General features: G+C 29.1%; 14 protein-coding genes, 1 pseudogene and 1 riboswitch. Of the genes and pseudogenes, 14 read left to right on the top strand and 1 reads right to left on the bottom strand.

What is annotated here, in order from left to right; genetic code table 11:
* The 10 genes and pseudogenes from metK to RWY47_RS14840 form a co-directional block, all read left to right on the top strand.
* On the top strand, positions 1-716 hold a 716-nt coding region (gene metK, locus RWY47_RS14885), incomplete at its 5' end, for a methionine adenosyltransferase (RefSeq protein ID WP_316030361.1).
* A gap of 251 nt (positions 717-967) precedes the next feature.
* Positions 968-3196, top strand: a complete 2229-nt coding sequence (gene recD2 / locus RWY47_RS14880; protein ID WP_224170806.1) for an SF1B family DNA helicase RecD2 — start codon at positions 968-970, stop codon at positions 3194-3196.
* Positions 3192-3353 (top strand): annotated as a pseudogene (locus RWY47_RS18140) (double zinc ribbon domain-containing protein); the annotation flags it as partial. The gene recD2 and the pseudogene RWY47_RS18140, both read left to right, overlap by 5 nt.
* A gap of 168 nt (positions 3354-3521) precedes the next feature.
* Positions 3522-3941 carry a ComF family protein gene (locus RWY47_RS14870; RefSeq protein WP_226887884.1) on the top strand — a complete coding sequence of 140 codons (420 nt, stop codon included), beginning with the start codon at positions 3522-3524 and terminating at the stop codon, positions 3939-3941.
* 616 nt (positions 3942-4557) lie between these two features.
* Entirely contained in the window at positions 4558-5109 is a 552-nt protein-coding gene (gene hpf / locus RWY47_RS14865) for a ribosome hibernation-promoting factor, HPF/YfiA family (RefSeq protein WP_035117693.1), read from the top strand.
* 123 nt (positions 5110-5232) lie between these two features.
* Positions 5233-7905, top strand: a complete 2673-nt coding sequence (gene secA / locus RWY47_RS14860) for a preprotein translocase subunit SecA (protein WP_150841837.1) — start codon at positions 5233-5235, stop codon at positions 7903-7905.
* Positions 7906-7919: 14 nt separating this feature from the next.
* Positions 7920-9033 (top strand): peptide chain release factor 2 gene (gene prfB / locus RWY47_RS14855; RefSeq protein WP_416389364.1). Its coding sequence is split into 2 segments (ribosomal slippage): positions 7920-7982 and positions 7984-9033, totalling 1113 coding nucleotides; the frame shifts between segments, so codons are not numbered across the junction.
* Positions 9034-9168: 135 nt separating this feature from the next.
* A complete protein-coding gene (locus tag RWY47_RS14850; RefSeq protein WP_224170809.1) occupies positions 9169-11319 on the top strand; it encodes a Tex family protein in 2151 nt (716 codons plus the stop codon).
* A gap of 9 nt (positions 11320-11328) precedes the next feature.
* Positions 11329-12492 carry an amidohydrolase gene (locus tag RWY47_RS14845; protein WP_021428294.1) on the top strand — a complete coding sequence of 388 codons (1164 nt, stop codon included), beginning with the start codon at positions 11329-11331 and terminating at the stop codon, positions 12490-12492.
* Between the two features lie 63 nt (positions 12493-12555).
* A riboswitch (FMN riboswitch) is annotated at positions 12556-12674 on the top strand.
* Positions 12675-12784: 110 nt separating this feature from the next.
* Positions 12785-13390, top strand: coding sequence for an ECF transporter S component (locus RWY47_RS14840; protein ID WP_150841839.1), 606 nt, complete (start codon positions 12785-12787; stop codon positions 13388-13390).
* Positions 13391-13574: 184 nt separating this feature from the next.
* On the opposite strand, the gene RWY47_RS14835 is transcribed toward RWY47_RS14840, so the two are convergent.
* A complete protein-coding gene (locus RWY47_RS14835; RefSeq protein ID WP_167402734.1) occupies positions 13575-14423 on the bottom strand; it encodes a GNAT family N-acetyltransferase in 849 nt (282 codons plus the stop codon).
* A 168-nt stretch (positions 14424-14591) separates the two neighbouring features.
* Here RWY47_RS14835 and tsaE point away from each other — a divergent pair, with 168 nt between their 5' ends.
* From tsaE to tsaD, 4 genes are read left to right on the top strand one after another with little or no spacing between them, the layout of a single operon-like run.
* A complete protein-coding gene (gene tsaE, locus RWY47_RS14830) occupies positions 14592-15044 on the top strand; it encodes a tRNA (adenosine(37)-N6)-threonylcarbamoyltransferase complex ATPase subunit type 1 TsaE (protein WP_053832729.1) in 453 nt (150 codons plus the stop codon).
* Entirely contained in the window at positions 15044-15760 is a 717-nt protein-coding gene (gene tsaB / locus RWY47_RS14825) for a tRNA (adenosine(37)-N6)-threonylcarbamoyltransferase complex dimerization subunit type 1 TsaB (RefSeq protein WP_150841841.1), read from the top strand. The genes tsaE and tsaB overlap by 1 nt, the downstream gene beginning before the upstream one ends.
* Positions 15750-16208, top strand: coding sequence for a ribosomal protein S18-alanine N-acetyltransferase (gene rimI / locus RWY47_RS14820; protein WP_224170810.1), 459 nt, complete (start codon positions 15750-15752; stop codon positions 16206-16208). The genes tsaB and rimI overlap by 11 nt, the downstream gene beginning before the upstream one ends.
* A gap of 1 nt (position 16209) precedes the next feature.
* Positions 16210-17226 (top strand): tRNA (adenosine(37)-N6)-threonylcarbamoyltransferase complex transferase subunit TsaD, encoded by a 1017-nt coding sequence (gene tsaD / locus RWY47_RS14815; RefSeq protein WP_150841842.1) that lies wholly within the window; start codon positions 16210-16212, stop codon positions 17224-17226.
* The last annotated feature ends 189 nt before the right edge of the window (positions 17227-17415 follow it).

Raw genomic sequence — 17415 nt, 5'->3', positions numbered from 1 at the left:
GATTAACAGAAGTTAGAAAAAGTGGAGAATTAGAATACTTAAGACCAGATGGAAAGACTCAAGTTACTGTTGAATATGATGGAAATAAAGCAGTTAGAGTTCATACAGTATTAATATCTACTCAACATTGTGAAACAGTAAGTACTGAGACAATAAGAAAAGATTTAATAGAAAAAGTTATAAAAGTTGTTATACCAGAAGCTCTTTTAGATGAAGAAACTAAAATATATATAAATCCAACTGGAAGATTCGTTATAGGAGGACCTCAAGGAGATACAGGTCTTACTGGAAGAAAGATAATAATAGATACTTACGGTGGATACTCAAGACATGGAGGAGGAGCTTTCTCAGGAAAAGATCCTACAAAAGTTGATAGATCAGCAGCATATGCTGCAAGATACGTTGCTAAAAATATAGTAGCAGCAGGACTTGCAGATAAATGTGAAATAGAGTTAGCTTATGCTATCGGAGTTGCTAGACCATTATCTGTATTCATAGATACATTTGGAACTGGAAAAGTAAGTGAAGAATTACTTGTTGATTTAGTTAACAAGAACTTTGATTTAAGACCAGGAGCAATAATAAGAGACTTAGACTTAAGAAAGCCTATGTACAAAAATGTTGCAGCTTATGGACACTTTGGTAGAACTGATTTAGATTTACCATGGGAAAGAACTAATAAAGCTGAAGCTTTAAGAGAGCAAGCTGGATTATAATAAATATTTATATTAGTAAATAAGAAGACTGTAGATTTACAGTCTTCTATTTTTTTTATATAAATTTAGCTGTATAATAATAGTAAATTATGTAAACGCTAAAATTAGCATTTTTATGCTTAAGGAAATTATATATAGGAAAGAATTATTAATGATTCAGTGAGATTACTTAAATCAATATATTATTTTTGAGAGCAAAAACTTACATACATAGTTGTTAAAGAGAATCGAATTTTTATAGGAGATTATTTATGGAAAAGATTGAAGGAATGGTAAGTGATATTATATTTAAAAATGAAGATAATGGATATGTTATAGCTCATTTATCAAATGAAAATAACGATATAGTTATAGTTGGATGTATGCCTACTTTAACAGTTGGAGAGAGTATAGAAGTTGAAGGTAAGTGGATAAATCATAAAACTTATGGAACTCAATTTGAGGTTAACTCATTTCTGCCAGTGACACCATCATCTATAGAAGGTATATATGTATACTTATCCTCTGGAGTAATAAAAGGGATAGGAGAAAAGATGGCAAAGAGGATAATAGAAAAGTTTGGAGTAGATACCTTGGATATTATTCAAAATTCTCCACATAGGCTTTCAGAAGTTGAGGGTATAGGGAGCAAAAAAATTGAGCAGATAGCTAAAAGTTATGAAGAAAATAGAGAATTAAGAAATATAATAATGCATTTATCTCCTTATGGAATAACTCCTAATTTTTGTTTAAAGATATATAAAAGATATAAGAATAAAGCAATAGATATAATAACTAAAAACCCATATAAGTTAGCAGAAGATATAAGAGGAGTAGGATTTAAAGTAGCAGATAAAATAGCGTCAAATTTAGGAATAGATAAATTTTCTAAAGATAGAATAATGCAAGGTATCTTATACACATTAAATCAATCTTTAGGAAGTGGTCATACATATTTACCCAAGGATATCTTAATAGATGAAGCTAGCAAGTTGTTAGGGGTAGATAATGAATATATTTCAGATTCAATTTTAAGCTTAGCTTATGATCAAAAAATTCATATTGAAAGAAATTTTGGAGATGAAGAGCACATATATCTAATACCATATTATCTATCTGAGAATGGAGTTTGTAAGCAAATCATAAAATTATCTCAATCTCAATTTAAAGAATTAAATATAGATATAGATGAAGAAATAGAAAAAATAGAAAAAGAAACTGATATAAAGTTAGCCACAAATCAAGTATTAGCAGTAAAAGAAGCTGTTGAAGGTGGATTAGTAGTTATTACTGGAGGTCCCGGAACAGGAAAGACGACGACTATAAATACTATAATAAAAGTATTTGAAAATAATAAACAAGAAGTTCTTTTAGCCGCACCTACAGGGAGAGCAGCAAAGAGGATGAGTGAGACTTCTAATAAAGATGCGAAAACAATTCATAGGCTTTTAGAAATGGGATATGCAACAGATTCAGAAGAACTGGTTTTTTTAAAAGATGAAGAAGACCCTATAAAAGCAGATGTAGTTATTGTTGATGAAGTTTCAATGGTAGATATTGTTTTAATGTATAGCTTATTAAAAGCAATAAAACCAGGAACTAGATTAATTTTAGTTGGAGATAGTGATCAGTTGCCATCTGTTGGAGCTGGAAATGTTTTAAAAGACATTATTGATTCAGATGTTATAAATGTTGTTAGATTGAATGAGATTTTTAGACAAGCTCAGGAAAGTATGATAGTTGTAAATGCACATAGAATAAACAAAGGATTGCCACTTCACCTAAATGTTAAAGGTAAAGATTTTTTCTTTATAAAAAAAGATACAAATGAAGCAATTTTAGAAGAAATAGTTGGCTTAGTTAGCCAAAGGATACCTAAATTTTATAACTTAGACAAGCTACAAGATATACAAGTTCTTGCACCTATGAGAAAGGGTGATTTAGGTGTTACAAATTTAAATATAGAGTTACAAAAATATTTAAATAAAGAAGAAAAGTTTAAAGTTGAAGAAACACTACAAAAAAGGATTTTTAGAGTTGGCGATAAAGTTATGCAAATAAAAAATAATTATACTAAAAAATGGGAAAATGAAGATAAGAGTGAAAGTGGAGAAGGTATATACAATGGAGATATAGGTTATATTTATCATATAGATAAGGAAAACAAAATTATATATGTTCTATTTGATAAAACTAAAATAGTGTCTTATGAATACTCTGAGTTAGATGAACTGGATCACAGTTTTTGTACGACAATACACAAAAGTCAGGGAAGTGAATTTCCAGCTATTGTAATTCCAGTAACTTGGGCTCCGCCTATGCTATTAAATAGAAATCTACTTTACACAGCAGTAACTAGAGCTAAACAATTAGTAGTTTTAGTTGGAGATGTTAAATACTTAGAATTTATGATAAAAAACAATAGGATAAATGATAGACACTCTAATTTAAGTAAAAAATTGAATAGATTAAAAAAAGAAGGGGTGCTGATAAAAAATTAAATCAATTTTTTATAAAATTTTAGATATAATATATCCTGAAAATATTAAATGTATTATATGTAATAAATCTATTAGTAAAAATAATACATACTCATTATGTAGAGATTGTTTCAATGAACTAAATTTTATAAATGATGGATGTATAAAATGTGGAAAAACTATATTAAATGAAACTATAGAAACATTAAATCCTGAAGACTTATTAAATGGATGCCCGTCTTGTATAAATAAAACGTATTATTTTGAAAAAGCTATAGGATGTATAGAATATAGTGAAACTAGTAAAAAGATAGTATTTGGGTTTAAATATAATGATAAAACATTTATGGCAAATATTATATCTAAGATAATGAAAGAAAAGTTAGATACTCAAAATATAAATTATGATTACATACTATATGTTCCATTACATAAGAAAAGGGAAAGAAAAAGAGGGTTTAACCAATCAAAACTTATTGCAAAAAAGCTTGGTAAAATAGAAAATATAAAGGTTTTAGATTCTATATACAGGAATAAGAATACTACTAAATTATTTAAATTAACAAATGAAGAAAGATCGAGAGAGGTAAAAAATGCATTTGGTTTTTATAAGAGCATAAATTTATGTAAAAATAAAAATGTATTACTTATAGATGATATATTTACTACGGGAAGTACTGTAAATGAAATATCAAAAATATTGAAACTTAAAGGTGTTAAAAAAATTTATATATGTACATTTTTAACTAGAATAAATTGTTATTGACATATTAGTCTTAAGATATTAAAATGTATTAGTAATGTGTTAGGTCTGTGGTTGAAAGTTCATGCCAGTTGCAGGCGAAAGGACCCACGTAAGTTAACCCTAAAAATGGGGTTAATGATCATGGTGCAGCTTAGAAGTAAGACCTGCCGATATTAAAATCGAGAGAGTCAGTAGTGCGGCGAACCCAAGCGAAATCTCCAGCAGGCGAGTGTGGGGGCAAAGACCAGGTCAGCTAAAATATTACTAAAGTACCTTTAGAGGTGCTTTTTTTTTGCTTAAATACAATTTTTTTGTAATTTATTCGAAAATATGACAACAATAAACAAATTAATAACAAATAAACATTAGTTCTGTGGATAGAAATTGAGTAAAGAATGTGTAAAAATAAATAAATACAGACTTATTAACATTTTTATCCACATTATCCACAGGTTATAATGATAAATCAATCCACATGTTGGTCAAGGTTTACGATTAATCGACAAAAATAAATTTATTTACTTTGCATATTATGATTCCAAGAAGCTAACAATAAAAATAAAGGAAATTGAATTTAAACATAGAAATTATAAGTATAAGTTATTGTACTTATATATACCTGAAGGGAGATGTTCTTATGAATATAACAATATCTGGGAAACAAATGGATTTAACAGATGCAATAAAGGATTCAGTAGCAGAAAAATTAGAAAGATTAGACTACTACCTTCACCCAGAAACAGAAGTAAAAGTTACAGTAAGTGCTAAAAAGGCAAGACAAAAAGTAGAAGTAACTATAATACCAATAAGTGGTCCTATAATAAGAGCAGAAGATACAGAGGAAAATTTATATGCTGCTATAGATGTAGTATATGATAAGTTAAACACTCAGTTAAGAAAGTATAAAAAAAGAGTACAAGATAAACATCAATCAAATGAAAGTATAAGATTTAGCCATATAGAAGATTTATCAGAAGAAGAGTTAAATGATGAAAATGAAAATTCTATAAATATTTCAATAGAAAGAAATAAGAAATTTAATATGAAGCCAATGAGTCCAGAAGAAGCAGTTTTACAAATGGATTTATTAGGACATGACTTTTTCATATTTACAAACACTCAAACTGATGATATATCAATAGTGTACAAAAGAAAAAATGGCGGTTATGGAATGATAGAACAAGCGTAGAATTTAAATTAGTTATTAAAGCTATCGATAAAAATAATAATCGATAGCTTTTTAAATATAAAATGCAAAGATTTTATGGTAGAATGTATATTATACATATAATGGACGAGGAGAGATAAGTATATGGGTTTTTTAGATAATATATTTAATATGGCTGATAAAAGAGAAATGAAAAAATTCAGCAAAACAGTTGATGAGATAGATGCTTTAGAATCGAAGTTTCAAGGAATGTCAGATAGTGAATTAAAAAATATGACTAATGTTTTTAAAGATAGACTTAATAATGGGGAAACAGTAGATGACGTATTAGCAGAAGCATTCGCGGTTGTAAGGGAAGCTTCAAAAAGAGTACTTGGGATGAGACAATATAGAGTTCAGCTTATAGGTGGAATAGTTCTTCACCAAGGAAGAATAGCTGAGATGAAAACTGGAGAAGGTAAAACTTTAGTTGCAACAGCTCCAGTTTATTTAAATGCGTTAACTGGTAAAGGTGTACATGTTGTAACAGTAAATGATTACTTAGCAAAACGTGATAAAGAGCAAATGGGTAAAATATATGAGTTTTTAGGAATGACAGTTGGGGTTATAGTACATGGACAAAATCCTCAAGAAAGAAAAGAACAGTATGAATGTGATATAACTTATGGAACAAACAATGAATATGGATTTGATTATCTAAAAGATAATATGGTTATACATAAAGAGCAAAAGGTTCAAAGAGAATTAAACTATGCAATAGTCGATGAGGTCGACTCTATATTAGTCGATGAAGCTAGAACACCTCTTATAATATCAGGACCTGGAGATAAATCAACACATCTATACGGTGATGCAAATACATTTGTACATACTTTAAAAGAAGATAATTATGAGATAGATGAAAAACAAAAATCAGTTTCTTTAACTGAGAGTGGTATACAAAAAGCAGAAGTTTATTTTAATGTTGAAAATATAACAGATATAGCTCATATAGAGTTATACCACCATATAAATCAAGCATTAAAAGCTCATAAAATAATGAAGTTAGATGTAGATTATGTTGTAAGAGATGGCGAAATAGTTATTGTTGATGAATTTACTGGAAGACTTATGTTCGGTAGAAGATATTCTGAAGGATTACATCAAGCAATTGAAGCTAAAGAAGGATTAAGAATACAAAGAGAATCTAAAACTTTAGCAACTATAACATTCCAAAACTACTTTAGAATGTATAATAAGTTATCAGGAATGACAGGTACAGCTAAAACAGAAGAAGAAGAATTTAAAGCAATATATAAAATGGATGTTGTACAAATTCCAACTAATAAGCCTATACTAAGAGAAGATTTAGCAGATTGTGTTTATAAGAGCGAACTAGGAAAGTTCAATGCAGTCGTTGAAGATATTATAGAAAGACATAAGAATAATCAACCAGTACTTGTTGGTACAGTATCTATAGAAAAATCTGAAGTTCTATCTATGCTTTTAAAGAGAAAAGGTGTAAAGCATGAAGTATTAAATGCTAAAAACCATCATAAAGAAGCAGAGATAGTAGCGCAAGCAGGTAGATTAGGTGCAGTAACTATCGCCACTAACATGGCGGGTCGTGGTACCGATATAGTTTTAGGAGGGAACCCTGTATTCTTAACTAAAAAAGAAATGAAGAAGATAGGATATCCTGAAGATATAATAAACAAAGTAGATGCTGATATAGAGAGTTTAGGTATAGAGTTAACTGATGAAATAGTGAAAGCTAAGTCTGATTTTGATAAAATACTTAAAAAATATAAATTACAAACTGAAGAAGAGCAGAATAAAGTTAGAGAAGCTGGCGGATTAGCTATAATAGGTACAGAAAGACATGAGTCTCGAAGAATTGATAATCAGTTACGTGGTCGTGCTGGGCGTCAAGGGGACCCAGGAAGTTCAAGATTCTATATAAGTTTAGAAGATGAGCTTATGAGACTATTCGGAAGTGATAGAATTTCTGGAATGGTTGAAAAAATAGGATTAGATGAAGAAACACCTATAGAAGCTAAGATGTTAACTAAATCAATAGAAAATGCTCAAAAGAAAGTTGAAGGAAGAAACTTTGGTATAAGAAAGCACGTTCTTCAGTATGATGATGTTATGAATAAACAAAGAGAGATAATATACGAACAAAGAGGACGTGTATTAGAAGGAGAAGACTTAGAAGAGCAAGTGCAAACAATGATAATGGCTATAATAGCAGATGGATATGATATATATGTGACAGATCAAGGATTTGATTTACATGCATACAAAGATTATTTATATCATATGTTTATGCCTAAAGGCAGCTTAGAAGCTGAAAATCTTGAAAACATGAAAAAAGAAGAAGTTATAGATGCAGTATATAACTTAGCTAAAAAAATATATGAAGAAAAAGAAAATATGGTTGGATCTGAAAGAATGAGAGAAATCGAGAGAGTTATACTTTTACAAGCTGTTGACTCTTATTGGATAGATCATATAGATGCCATGGATCAATTACGTCAAGGTATCGGACTTAGAGCTATAGGTCAGCAAGACCCAGTTGTAGCTTATAAGTTAGAAGGATTTGACATGTTTGATAATATGACAAAAGCTATACAAGAAGATACTGTAAGATATTTATATAACTTTACAATAGAAGAACCGATACAAAGAAAACAAGTAGTAGATGTAGAAAAAATATCTTCAAATGCAGACGAAGGTCAAGGAAATAAACCTGTTAAGAAAGATGAAGAAACAGGAAGAAATGATGAATGTCCTTGCGGAAGTGGTAAAAAATATAAAAAGTGTTGCGGTAGATAGTTTGGAGGTTGTATATGCTTAATGTACAAGAATATAGACATAGAATAGAAGAGATGTCTAATAATATAGAAGAATTGAGGGCTTCTCTTTGACATAGAAAGCCTGAATGAAAGAATTATTAGAAGTGAAAAAATAATGAGTGAACAAGATTTCTGGAATGATAATGAAAAAGCACAGCGTGTACTTCAAGAAAATAAAAATCTAAAAGATATTGTAGATGAGTACAATCATCTACAATCATCTTTAGAAGATGCAGAAGTGCTTCTTGAGTTAGCTCAAGAAGAAGCTGATGATTCATTAGAGAAAGAAGTTGAAAGTACAATAACTTCACTTGAGAAAGAGATTGATAAAGTTAAAATAAAAACTTTATTGAGTGGAGAATATGATAGAAACAATGCGATTTTATCTATAAATGCAGGTACAGGTGGATTAGATGCTCAAGATTGGGCCGAAATGTTACTGAGAATGTATGATAGATGGGCTAATTATAAAGGATTTAAAGTTAAAACATTAGATTTACAATCAGACACAGAAGCTGGTATAAAAAGTGCAACTATACAAATTGAAGGACTTAATGCATATGGATATTTAAAAAGTGAAAAAGGAGTGCATAGAATTGTAAGAATATCTCCTTTTGATCCATCTGGAAAAAGACATACTTCTTTTACATCAATTGATGTAATTCCAGAATTAGATGAAAGTATAGAAATTGATATAAATCCTTCAGATTTGAAAATAGATACATATAGAGCATCTGGTGCTGGAGGACAGCATATAAATACTACTGATTCAGCAGTAAGAATAACTCATATACCAACAGGTGTAGTTGTACAGTGTCAGAATCAAAGATCTCAGCACAGTAACAAAGATACTGCTATGAGAATGTTAATGGCTAAACTTATAGAGTTAAAAGAATTAGAACAAAAGGAAACTATAGAAGATTTACAAGGTAAATACTCTCAAATAACTTGGGGGAGCCAAATAAGATCTTATGTATTCCAACCATATAAGTTGGTAAAGGACCACAGAACAAATGCTGAGATAGGAAATGTTGACAGTGTTATGGACGGTAATATAGATTTATTTATAAATGAATATTTAAAAATGACTAAAGTAAATAATGTATAGAACATAAGGGTGTGTTTCAAAATAGTATGAAAAATGCATAAGTTTTGCTTCCAAAGCTTTAATGGTTGCAAAAGCTTATGTATTTATTCTTATCTATTTATTTTGAGGCACGCCCCTTTTTAGGAGGGATTTAAATTGGATATAAATAAAATTTTAAAAGAAGAGTTTAACTTAAGAGATTCTCAAGTTGAAAATACTATAAAGCTTATAGATGAAGGAAATACCATACCATTTATAGCCAGATATAGAAAAGAAATGACTGGTGAAATGAGTGATGTTATACTTAGAGCTTTTTATGATAAATTAGTTTATTTAAGAAATTTACAAAGTAGAAAAGATGATGTACAAAGGATAATAGATGAACAAGGTAAGTTAACGGATGAAATATTAAAAAATATAAAGCTAGCTAAAACGCTTCAAGAAGTTGAAGATATTTATGCTCCATATAAACAAAAGAAAAGAACAAGAGCAACTATTGCAAAAGAAAAAGGTTTAGAAAATTTAGCTATAGCTATATTAAATGATAAAGTAGATATAAATTTAGAATGTAAGAAATATATAAATAAAGATAAAGATGTAAACTCTGAAGAAGATGCATTAAAAGGAGCTAAAGATATAATAGCAGAATTAGTTTCAGAAGATGCCAAGCTAAGAAAGTATATAAGAGAGTTAGCTTTAAGAGAAGGCGTTATATCAAGCAAAAACTCAAAAGATGAAAAATCGGTATATGATATGTATTACGAATTTAGTGAATCTGTGAAAACTATAGCTCCACATAGAGTGTTGGCTATAAATAGAGGAGAAAAAGAAGAATATTTAAAAGTTAAATTAGAAATTAATAATGAAAAAGTAATAAATCATATAGTTGATATATATGTTAATAAAAACAACCAAGTAAATAAAGAAGAAATAATTTCTGCTATAGAAGATTCATACAAAAGACTTATATTCCCTTCGATAGAAAGAGAGATAAGAAATCATTTAACTGATTTAGCACATGAAAGAGCAATAAGTGTTTTTGGGCAAAATGTTAAGAGCTTATTACTTCAACCTCCTGTAAAGGATAAAGTGGTTATGGGATTTGATCCAGCATATAGAACTGGATGTAAGATAGCTGTTGTAGATAAGAATGGTAAGTTATTAGATTATACAACTGTATATCCAACTAAACCTCAAAATGATGTAGATGGAGCTAAGAAGACTTTAAAAGGACTTATAGAAAAATATAATATAGATATAATTTCTATAGGTAATGGTACAGCATCGAGAGAATCAGAACAATTTGTATCTGAAATGATAGGCGAAATAAATAGTAATATTCAATACACTATAGTAAGTGAAGCTGGTGCATCTGTATATTCAGCATCAGAGCTTGCTAATGAAGAACATCCAGATATAAATGTATCTATAAGAGGAGCTATATCTATAGCAAGGAGATTACAAGATCCTTTAGCTGAGTTAGTAAAAATTGATCCTAAAAGTATTGGAGTAGGACAATATCAACATGATCTTAATAAAAAAAGATTAGAAGAAGTTTTAAGTGGAGTTGTAGAAGATGCAGTAAACTCTGTAGGTGTAGATTTAAATACAGCCTCATATTCATTACTTGAACATGTAGCTGGAATCAGCAAAACGATAGCGAAAAATATAATTGAGTATAGAGAAGAAAATGGAGATTTTACATCAAGAGCTCAAATTAAAAAAGTTAAAAGATTAGGGCCACAAGCATTTACTCAATGTGCAGGGTTTATGAGAATAACAAATTCAAAAAATCCTTTAGACAATACTGGTGTACATCCTGAAAGTTATGATACTTGTAAAAGTTTACTGGAGATACTAGGATACTCATTAAATGATTTGAAAAATAGAAATGTAGATGAAATAGATTCTAAGATAGCAGATATCGGAATAAACAAATTAAGTGAAGAATTAGAAGTAGGAATTGTTACTTTAAAGGATATTATATCTGAAATAAAAAAACCAGGAAGAGATCCAAGAGAAGAAGGTATTAAGCCTGTACTTAGAACTGATGTATTAAAAATTGAAGATATAAAAGAAGGTATGATTTTAAAAGGAACTGTAAGGAATGTTGTAGATTTTGGAGCATTTGTTGATATTGGAATAAAAAATGATGGTTTAGTTCATAAATCACAAATGAGCAATAAATTTGTAAAAGATCCTATGACAGTAGTAACTGTAGGGGATGTAATAGATGTAAAAGTAATAGGGATAGATTTAAAAACACAAAAGGTTTCTTTAACTATGAAAGATATAAAAGAAGTATAGGAGGAATAAATGCTTTTTATAAAAAATGGAATTATAAACACAGTCACTAATGGAATTATACAGGGTGACATACTTATTGAAAACGGGAAAATAATAGAAATTGGAGCAGATATAGTTGCACCATTAGATGTAGAAGTTATAGATGCAAATGGAAGTTTAATTTTCCCTGGATTTATAGATGCTCATACACATTTAGGCTTATGGGAAGATGGTATGGGATTTGAGGGAGCTGATGGAAATGAAGAAACAGATCCAATAACACCACATTTAAATCCTATAGATGGAATAAATCCTATGGAAAGAAGTTTTGAAGAAGCTAGAAACGGTGGAATTACATCTGCATGTAGTACACCAGGAAGTGCAAATGTTATGGGAGGACAATGTATCGCTATAAAGACTGTTGGTAGAAGAATAGATAAGATGATAATAAAAAATCCTGTGGCATCAAAAATAGCTTTTGGTGAAAATCCAAAAAGTTGTTATGGACAAGAAGAAAAAGCTCCACAAACTAGAATGGCAATTGCTGCAATGTTAAGAGAAACATTAAAAGAAGCTGAGCAGTATCTAGAAGATATAAGATTACATGAAGAAGATGATGAAAATGAAAAGCCTGATTATGATATGAAAATGGAAAGTTTACTTCCAGTATTAAATAGAGAAATTCCATTTAAAGTACATGCACATAGAGCTGATGACATGTTTACAGCGATAAGAATTGCAAAAGAATTCAATTTAAAGTTAACATTAGATCATTGTACAGAAGGACATTTAATAGTTGAAGATTTAGTAGAAGAAGCGTACCCAGTTATAGTAGGACCTTCGCTTTCTGAAAGATCAAAAATAGAATTAAGAAATTTAACTTTTGATACAGCTGGGGTTTTATCAAATGCAGGAATGCAAGTTTCACTAACTACAGATCATCCTGTAGTTCCTCTACACTACTTACCTGTATGTGCAGGAATAGCAGTTAAACATGGAATGGATTCTAAAAAAGCTATAGAAGCAATAACTATAAATCCTGCAAAAACATTAGGTATAGACAATAGGGTAGGTTCTATAGAAGTTGGTAAAGATGCAGATATAGTTATATGGGATAATAATCCTTTAGAAATTCAAAGTAATGTACTGTATACTATAATTGATGGAAAAGTTGTATATAGAAAACAAGCTTAATTAATATTGACATATTTAAATTTTATTAATAATATATAGATATAAGGAAAATTAAATAGCACGTAAGATCTTCGGGGCAGGGTGAAATTCCCTACCGGCGGTATAGCCCGCGAGCTACATTTGTAGCATGACTTGGTGAAATTCCAAGGCCGACAGTAAAGTCTGGATGAGAGAGGATTAGTATATATGTATAAGAAAGATATTATTGTTTTAATATACTTAAAAAACTAAGCTCGAAGAGATTCTTTGGGCTTTTTCTTTTTCCTAAAATTAAAATTAGGAGGTTTTTTAAATGGATAATATATTCAGCAATAAAAAAACTATGAGTACAAATACAATGACAAAGGTAGCTATTTTAGCAGCAATTTCTTATATTTTAATGTTTATAGCAATACCTATTCCAGGTATATTTCCTGATTTCTTAAAACTAGATATATCAGATGTTCCTGCTATATTTGGAGGTATGGCATTAGGGCCAGTAGCAGGTTTTACAATAGTTCTTATTAAAAATTTATTCCAAGCAATGACAGCATCAACAACAGCTTGGATAGGTGAAACAGCAAACTTATTAATTGGTGGTTCATATGTAGTGATTTTATCATTAGCATACAGACACAAAAGAAATATAAAGGGATTATTTTTAGGGTTTTTCTTAGGAACAATAGTTATGATAATAATAGGGTGTTTAACTAACTATTACATGTTATTACCTTTTTATGGGAAAGTAATGCCTATGGAAGCTATAGTAAATATGGGACATGTAATAAATCCTAATGTAGTAGATTTAAAGAGTTTTGTTATTTGGATGATAGCTCCATTTAACTTAGTTAAAGCAATACTAATGTCAGTGATTACATTACCTCTTTATAAAAAGATGGAGGTAATATTAAAAAAATAAATTAATTAAAGAGATATACCAAAAACTAGGGTGTTCATAGATAAATATATAAGTTTCGCTCCAGGAAAGCTTAAAAGATGCTTTCAAAATGTCGCTAAAACTTATATATTTATCATTCACTACCTATTTTGATATATCTCCTTTTTTATGAGCAACGGACGAAGTAGCTCAAGCGAAGCTAATTTTATTTTTCAGCGTAAACATAATATACACAATCATTTTTAAAATTAGACATTGATTCAAAATTATTTTCTTTAAGCTTATTTATAAGCTTATCATATGGATTTGTTATATAAATTTCAGCCTCTTTTGATTTATATTTCAACAAAGAATAATTAGTAGCATCATTAATTCCTTCGAATGTGTTATCTATACATATAATAGATGGACATCCTTTCATTTTTATAATACATCTATGACCATTAACTATTAATAAAGAATCACTTTTAACTAAATCATTAAAAATATTTTCGCAAATATTTAAAAATGTAAATCCATAAGTTAGTTTATTATTACAAGTTTTAAAATAATCGAGATTTTTAAATTCTTCATAAGAAATATTCCATTTTTCAACTTTAAAATCTAATAAATTTAAGTTAGATTTTTTTATGAAATCATAATCTTTAAAAACTATTAAGCAACTTTGAGCTAAATAAAAATTCTTAGCTTCCATCATTTTTATACTAGCTTGAGTGTCTATATGAGTACACATTGCTATATTAGTTATTTTATTATTTCTTAAATCTTCTCTTGCTAAATTAAATAGCATATCAGAAATAGCATGGGCAAGTTGCTGTCCCCTATAATCTATATGTACTCTAAGTCCCTCAAGCCATCCTTGTCTATCTGGTAAAACTGTATACTTACCAACTGCTACAACTTTACCTTCTTTAACTAATCCAATAAAACAACCTTCTTTATCATCAACCCATTTATGAAAGACTTTGGGTAAATAGTCATGTCCATCCCAAATGTTTCGAGATATATCTACTATATCATCGAAATCATCGTGTGTTAGAACTTTATAATTCAAAAATATCACCCCTTTTAATAAATAATATTACCATAAGTTGTAAAATATATGGTATATAATAAAAACTTTGTGAATGTAAGGCTTTATAATAGTAATTTGTTATAATATAATAATATCTGTTACGTTAACAATTTAGATAAACAAGTCTTACTTATGGAGATGATATAGATGATTAAAATATATTTAGAAAATGAAGAGCAAACAAGAGATATAGGATTTAAATTAGGTAAACTTTTAACGCCAAAAAGTGTAGTATGCTTAATAGGTGATTTAGGTGCAGGAAAAACTACTATGACTCAAAGCTTAGCACAATCTTTAGAAGTAGATGATTATATAACTAGTCCTACTTTTACAATAGTAAATGAATATGAAGGGAAAATGCCTTTATACCATTTTGATGTATATAGAATTGGAAGTAGTGATGAAATGTATGATATAGGATTTGATGAGTATATAAATGGAGATGGAGTTTGTATAATTGAATGGGCAAATTTAATCGAGGATATACTACCAGACGAATATTTATATATAGAAATGAACTATAAAGAAAATGGAAGAGAAATGATATTGACTCCAAAAGGAGAAAAGTATGAAGAAATAGTTAAGGAGCTGACTAAGTAATGAAAATTTTAGGGATAGATACAGCTACACATTCAACAAGTGTATGTATTGTAGAAGATGATAAGTTAATATGTGAATACACAGTGAATACTAAAAAAACACATTCACAAAAACTAATGGTTATGATTGAATCAATGATAAAAGAAAGTGATTTAAATATAAAAGATATTGATGCAATAGCTATATGCATAGGCCCAGGATCATTTACAGGATTAAGAATTTCTATGGCTACAGCTAAGGCTATATCACAAGTTAGAAACCTACCAATAATATCTGTTGATTCACTAGAATCTTTAGCCTTCAACATGAATCTTTGTGAGAGAGTAATTTGTCCTATACTAGATGCGCAAAGAAACCAAGTGTACACAGGAAAATATAGATTTGAAAATGGAGAATTCAAAACATTAGAAGATGTAAAAGTAGTTACAATAGATGAATTAGTAGATGAACTATCTAAATCAAATGAAGAGTTTATTATTGTTGGAGAAGCTACAAATTTATATAAAGAAAAACTTGATGAAGTTAAAAATTGTTATATAGCATCTGTATCTAACAATGTAAGTAAAGCTAGTAGTTTATGTGCTGTAGCTGGAATTAAATTTAAAAAAGATGTAGATGTACATAATTGCTATACTATAAATCCGATGTACATAAGAAAGTCTCAAGCGGAAGTTCAGTATGAAGAAAAAATTAAGAGGCTAGAAAATGATAAATAATAATTTAATAATAAGAGATATGACAAGCAGTGATGTAGATGGAGTTTTTGAAGTTGAAAAGAATTGCTTTGAACATTACTGGTCTAAAGGTGAATTTGAAAAAGAGATGAAAAATGATGTTGCTAATTATTTAGTAGCAGAAATTGATAAAAAGATTGTGGGTTACGTAGGTATATGGTTTATAGCTGGAGAAGGTCATATAACAAATGTAGCTGTACATAGCGATTTTAGAGGAAAAAAGATAGGTGATGAACTTATCAAGCATCTTGTTAAAAAATGCAAAGAAAATCACATATTTGCTATGACATTAGAAGTTAGAGTATCTAATGTAGTAGCTCAAAATTTATATAAAAAATATGGATTTAAATTAGCAGGGATAAGAAAAGAGTATTATAGTGACAACAAAGAAGATGCAATGATAATGTGGAGCCAATTAAAAGAGGTGTAATATGAAAAAAGATATAATAACATTAGCTATAGAATCTAGCTGTGATGAAACAGCATGTGCAATTTTAAAAAATGGAAGAGAAGTTTTAAGTAATATAATTTCTACGCAAATAGAATTACATAAAAAATTTGGAGGAGTTGTTCCTGAAGTAGCATCGAGAAAACATATAGAAAATATACCAATGGTAGTACAACAAGCATTGGATGAAGCAAATGTAACTTTTGATGATATAGATCATATAGCGGTTACTCATGGACCAGGATTAGTAGGGGCTGTTTTAGTAGGACTTTCATATGCTAAGGCATTAGCTTATACTTTAGGTATTCCTTTAGTTGGAGTTAATCATATTGAAGGACACGTAAGTGCAAATTATATAGAAGATAAAAATTTAAAGCCACCGTTTATAACTTTAATAGTTTCAGGTGGTCATACGCACTTAGTAGAAGTTAAAGACTATGGTAAGTATGAAATTTTAGGAAAGACTAAAGATGATGCATCAGGAGAAGCCTTTGACAAAATTGCAAGAGCTATGAATCTAGGTTATCCAGGTGGACCTATAATAGATAAATTAGCTAAAAAAGGAAATAAAAAAGCAATAGACTTCCCAAGAGCTTGTATGGATGAAGGATATGATTTTAGTTTTAGTGGATTAAAATCAGCAGTTTTAAATTACTTAAATGCTAAGAAAATGAAGAATGAAGAAATAATAGTTGAAGATGTTGCAGCATCATTCCAAGAAGCCGTAGTAGAAGTTTTAGCAACAAAAGCTATAAAGGCAACTAAAGAAAAAGGATATAATACAGTTGCATTAGCGGGAGGGGTTGCTGCAAACTCTGCATTAAGAGAAAAGTTAACTTTAATGGCAAAGAAACAAAATATACAAGTTAAGTATCCATCAATTATATTATGTACAGATAATGCGGCTATGATTGGTTGTGCTGGATATTATAATTTTATAAATGGAAAAATTAATGATATGAGTTTAAATGCTGTTCCTAATTTAAAAATAGGTCAGTAGTAAAATCGGAGTGATTCAAAACTTTAGGCGCTCAGATACAATTATAAATTTTACTACCAAAGCTAAAATGAAGCTTTAAAGGTATTTAAAATTTACAATTGTATCTTTTGGGTAAATAATGTTTTGAATTAACTCCGATTTTTTTGTATACACAATTTGGGAAAATGTTTTCTTTAGTTTATAAAAATG

This window comes from Paraclostridium sp. MRS3W1 (genome assembly GCF_032465715.1).
GTDB classification, from domain to species: Bacteria; Bacillota; Clostridia; order Peptostreptococcales; family Peptostreptococcaceae; genus Paraclostridium; species Paraclostridium dentum.
This window is presented reverse-complemented; position numbering and strand designations above follow the sequence as displayed.

What these genes read in the sequence shown, in the direction of transcription:
- recD2 (WP_224170806.1), top strand. Translation starts at nt 968, where the DNA reads ATGGAAAAGATTGAAGGAATGGTAAGTGATATTATATTTAAAAATGAA.
- RWY47_RS14870 (WP_226887884.1), top strand. Translation starts at nt 3,522, where the DNA reads ATGGCAAATATTATATCTAAGATAATGAAAGAAAAGTTAGATACTCAA.
- hpf (WP_035117693.1), top strand. Translation starts at nt 4,558, where the DNA reads ATGAATATAACAATATCTGGGAAACAAATGGATTTAACAGATGCAATA.
- secA (WP_150841837.1), top strand. Translation starts at nt 5,233, where the DNA reads ATGGGTTTTTTAGATAATATATTTAATATGGCTGATAAAAGAGAAATG.
- RWY47_RS14845 (WP_021428294.1), top strand. Translation starts at nt 11,329, where the DNA reads ATGCTTTTTATAAAAAATGGAATTATAAACACAGTCACTAATGGAATT.
- RWY47_RS14840 (WP_150841839.1), top strand. Translation starts at nt 12,785, where the DNA reads ATGGATAATATATTCAGCAATAAAAAAACTATGAGTACAAATACAATG.
- tsaE (WP_053832729.1), top strand. Translation starts at nt 14,592, where the DNA reads ATGATTAAAATATATTTAGAAAATGAAGAGCAAACAAGAGATATAGGA.
- tsaB (WP_150841841.1), top strand. Translation starts at nt 15,044, where the DNA reads ATGAAAATTTTAGGGATAGATACAGCTACACATTCAACAAGTGTATGT.
- rimI (WP_224170810.1), top strand. Translation starts at nt 15,750, where the DNA reads ATGATAAATAATAATTTAATAATAAGAGATATGACAAGCAGTGATGTA.
- tsaD (WP_150841842.1), top strand. Translation starts at nt 16,210, where the DNA reads ATGAAAAAAGATATAATAACATTAGCTATAGAATCTAGCTGTGATGAA.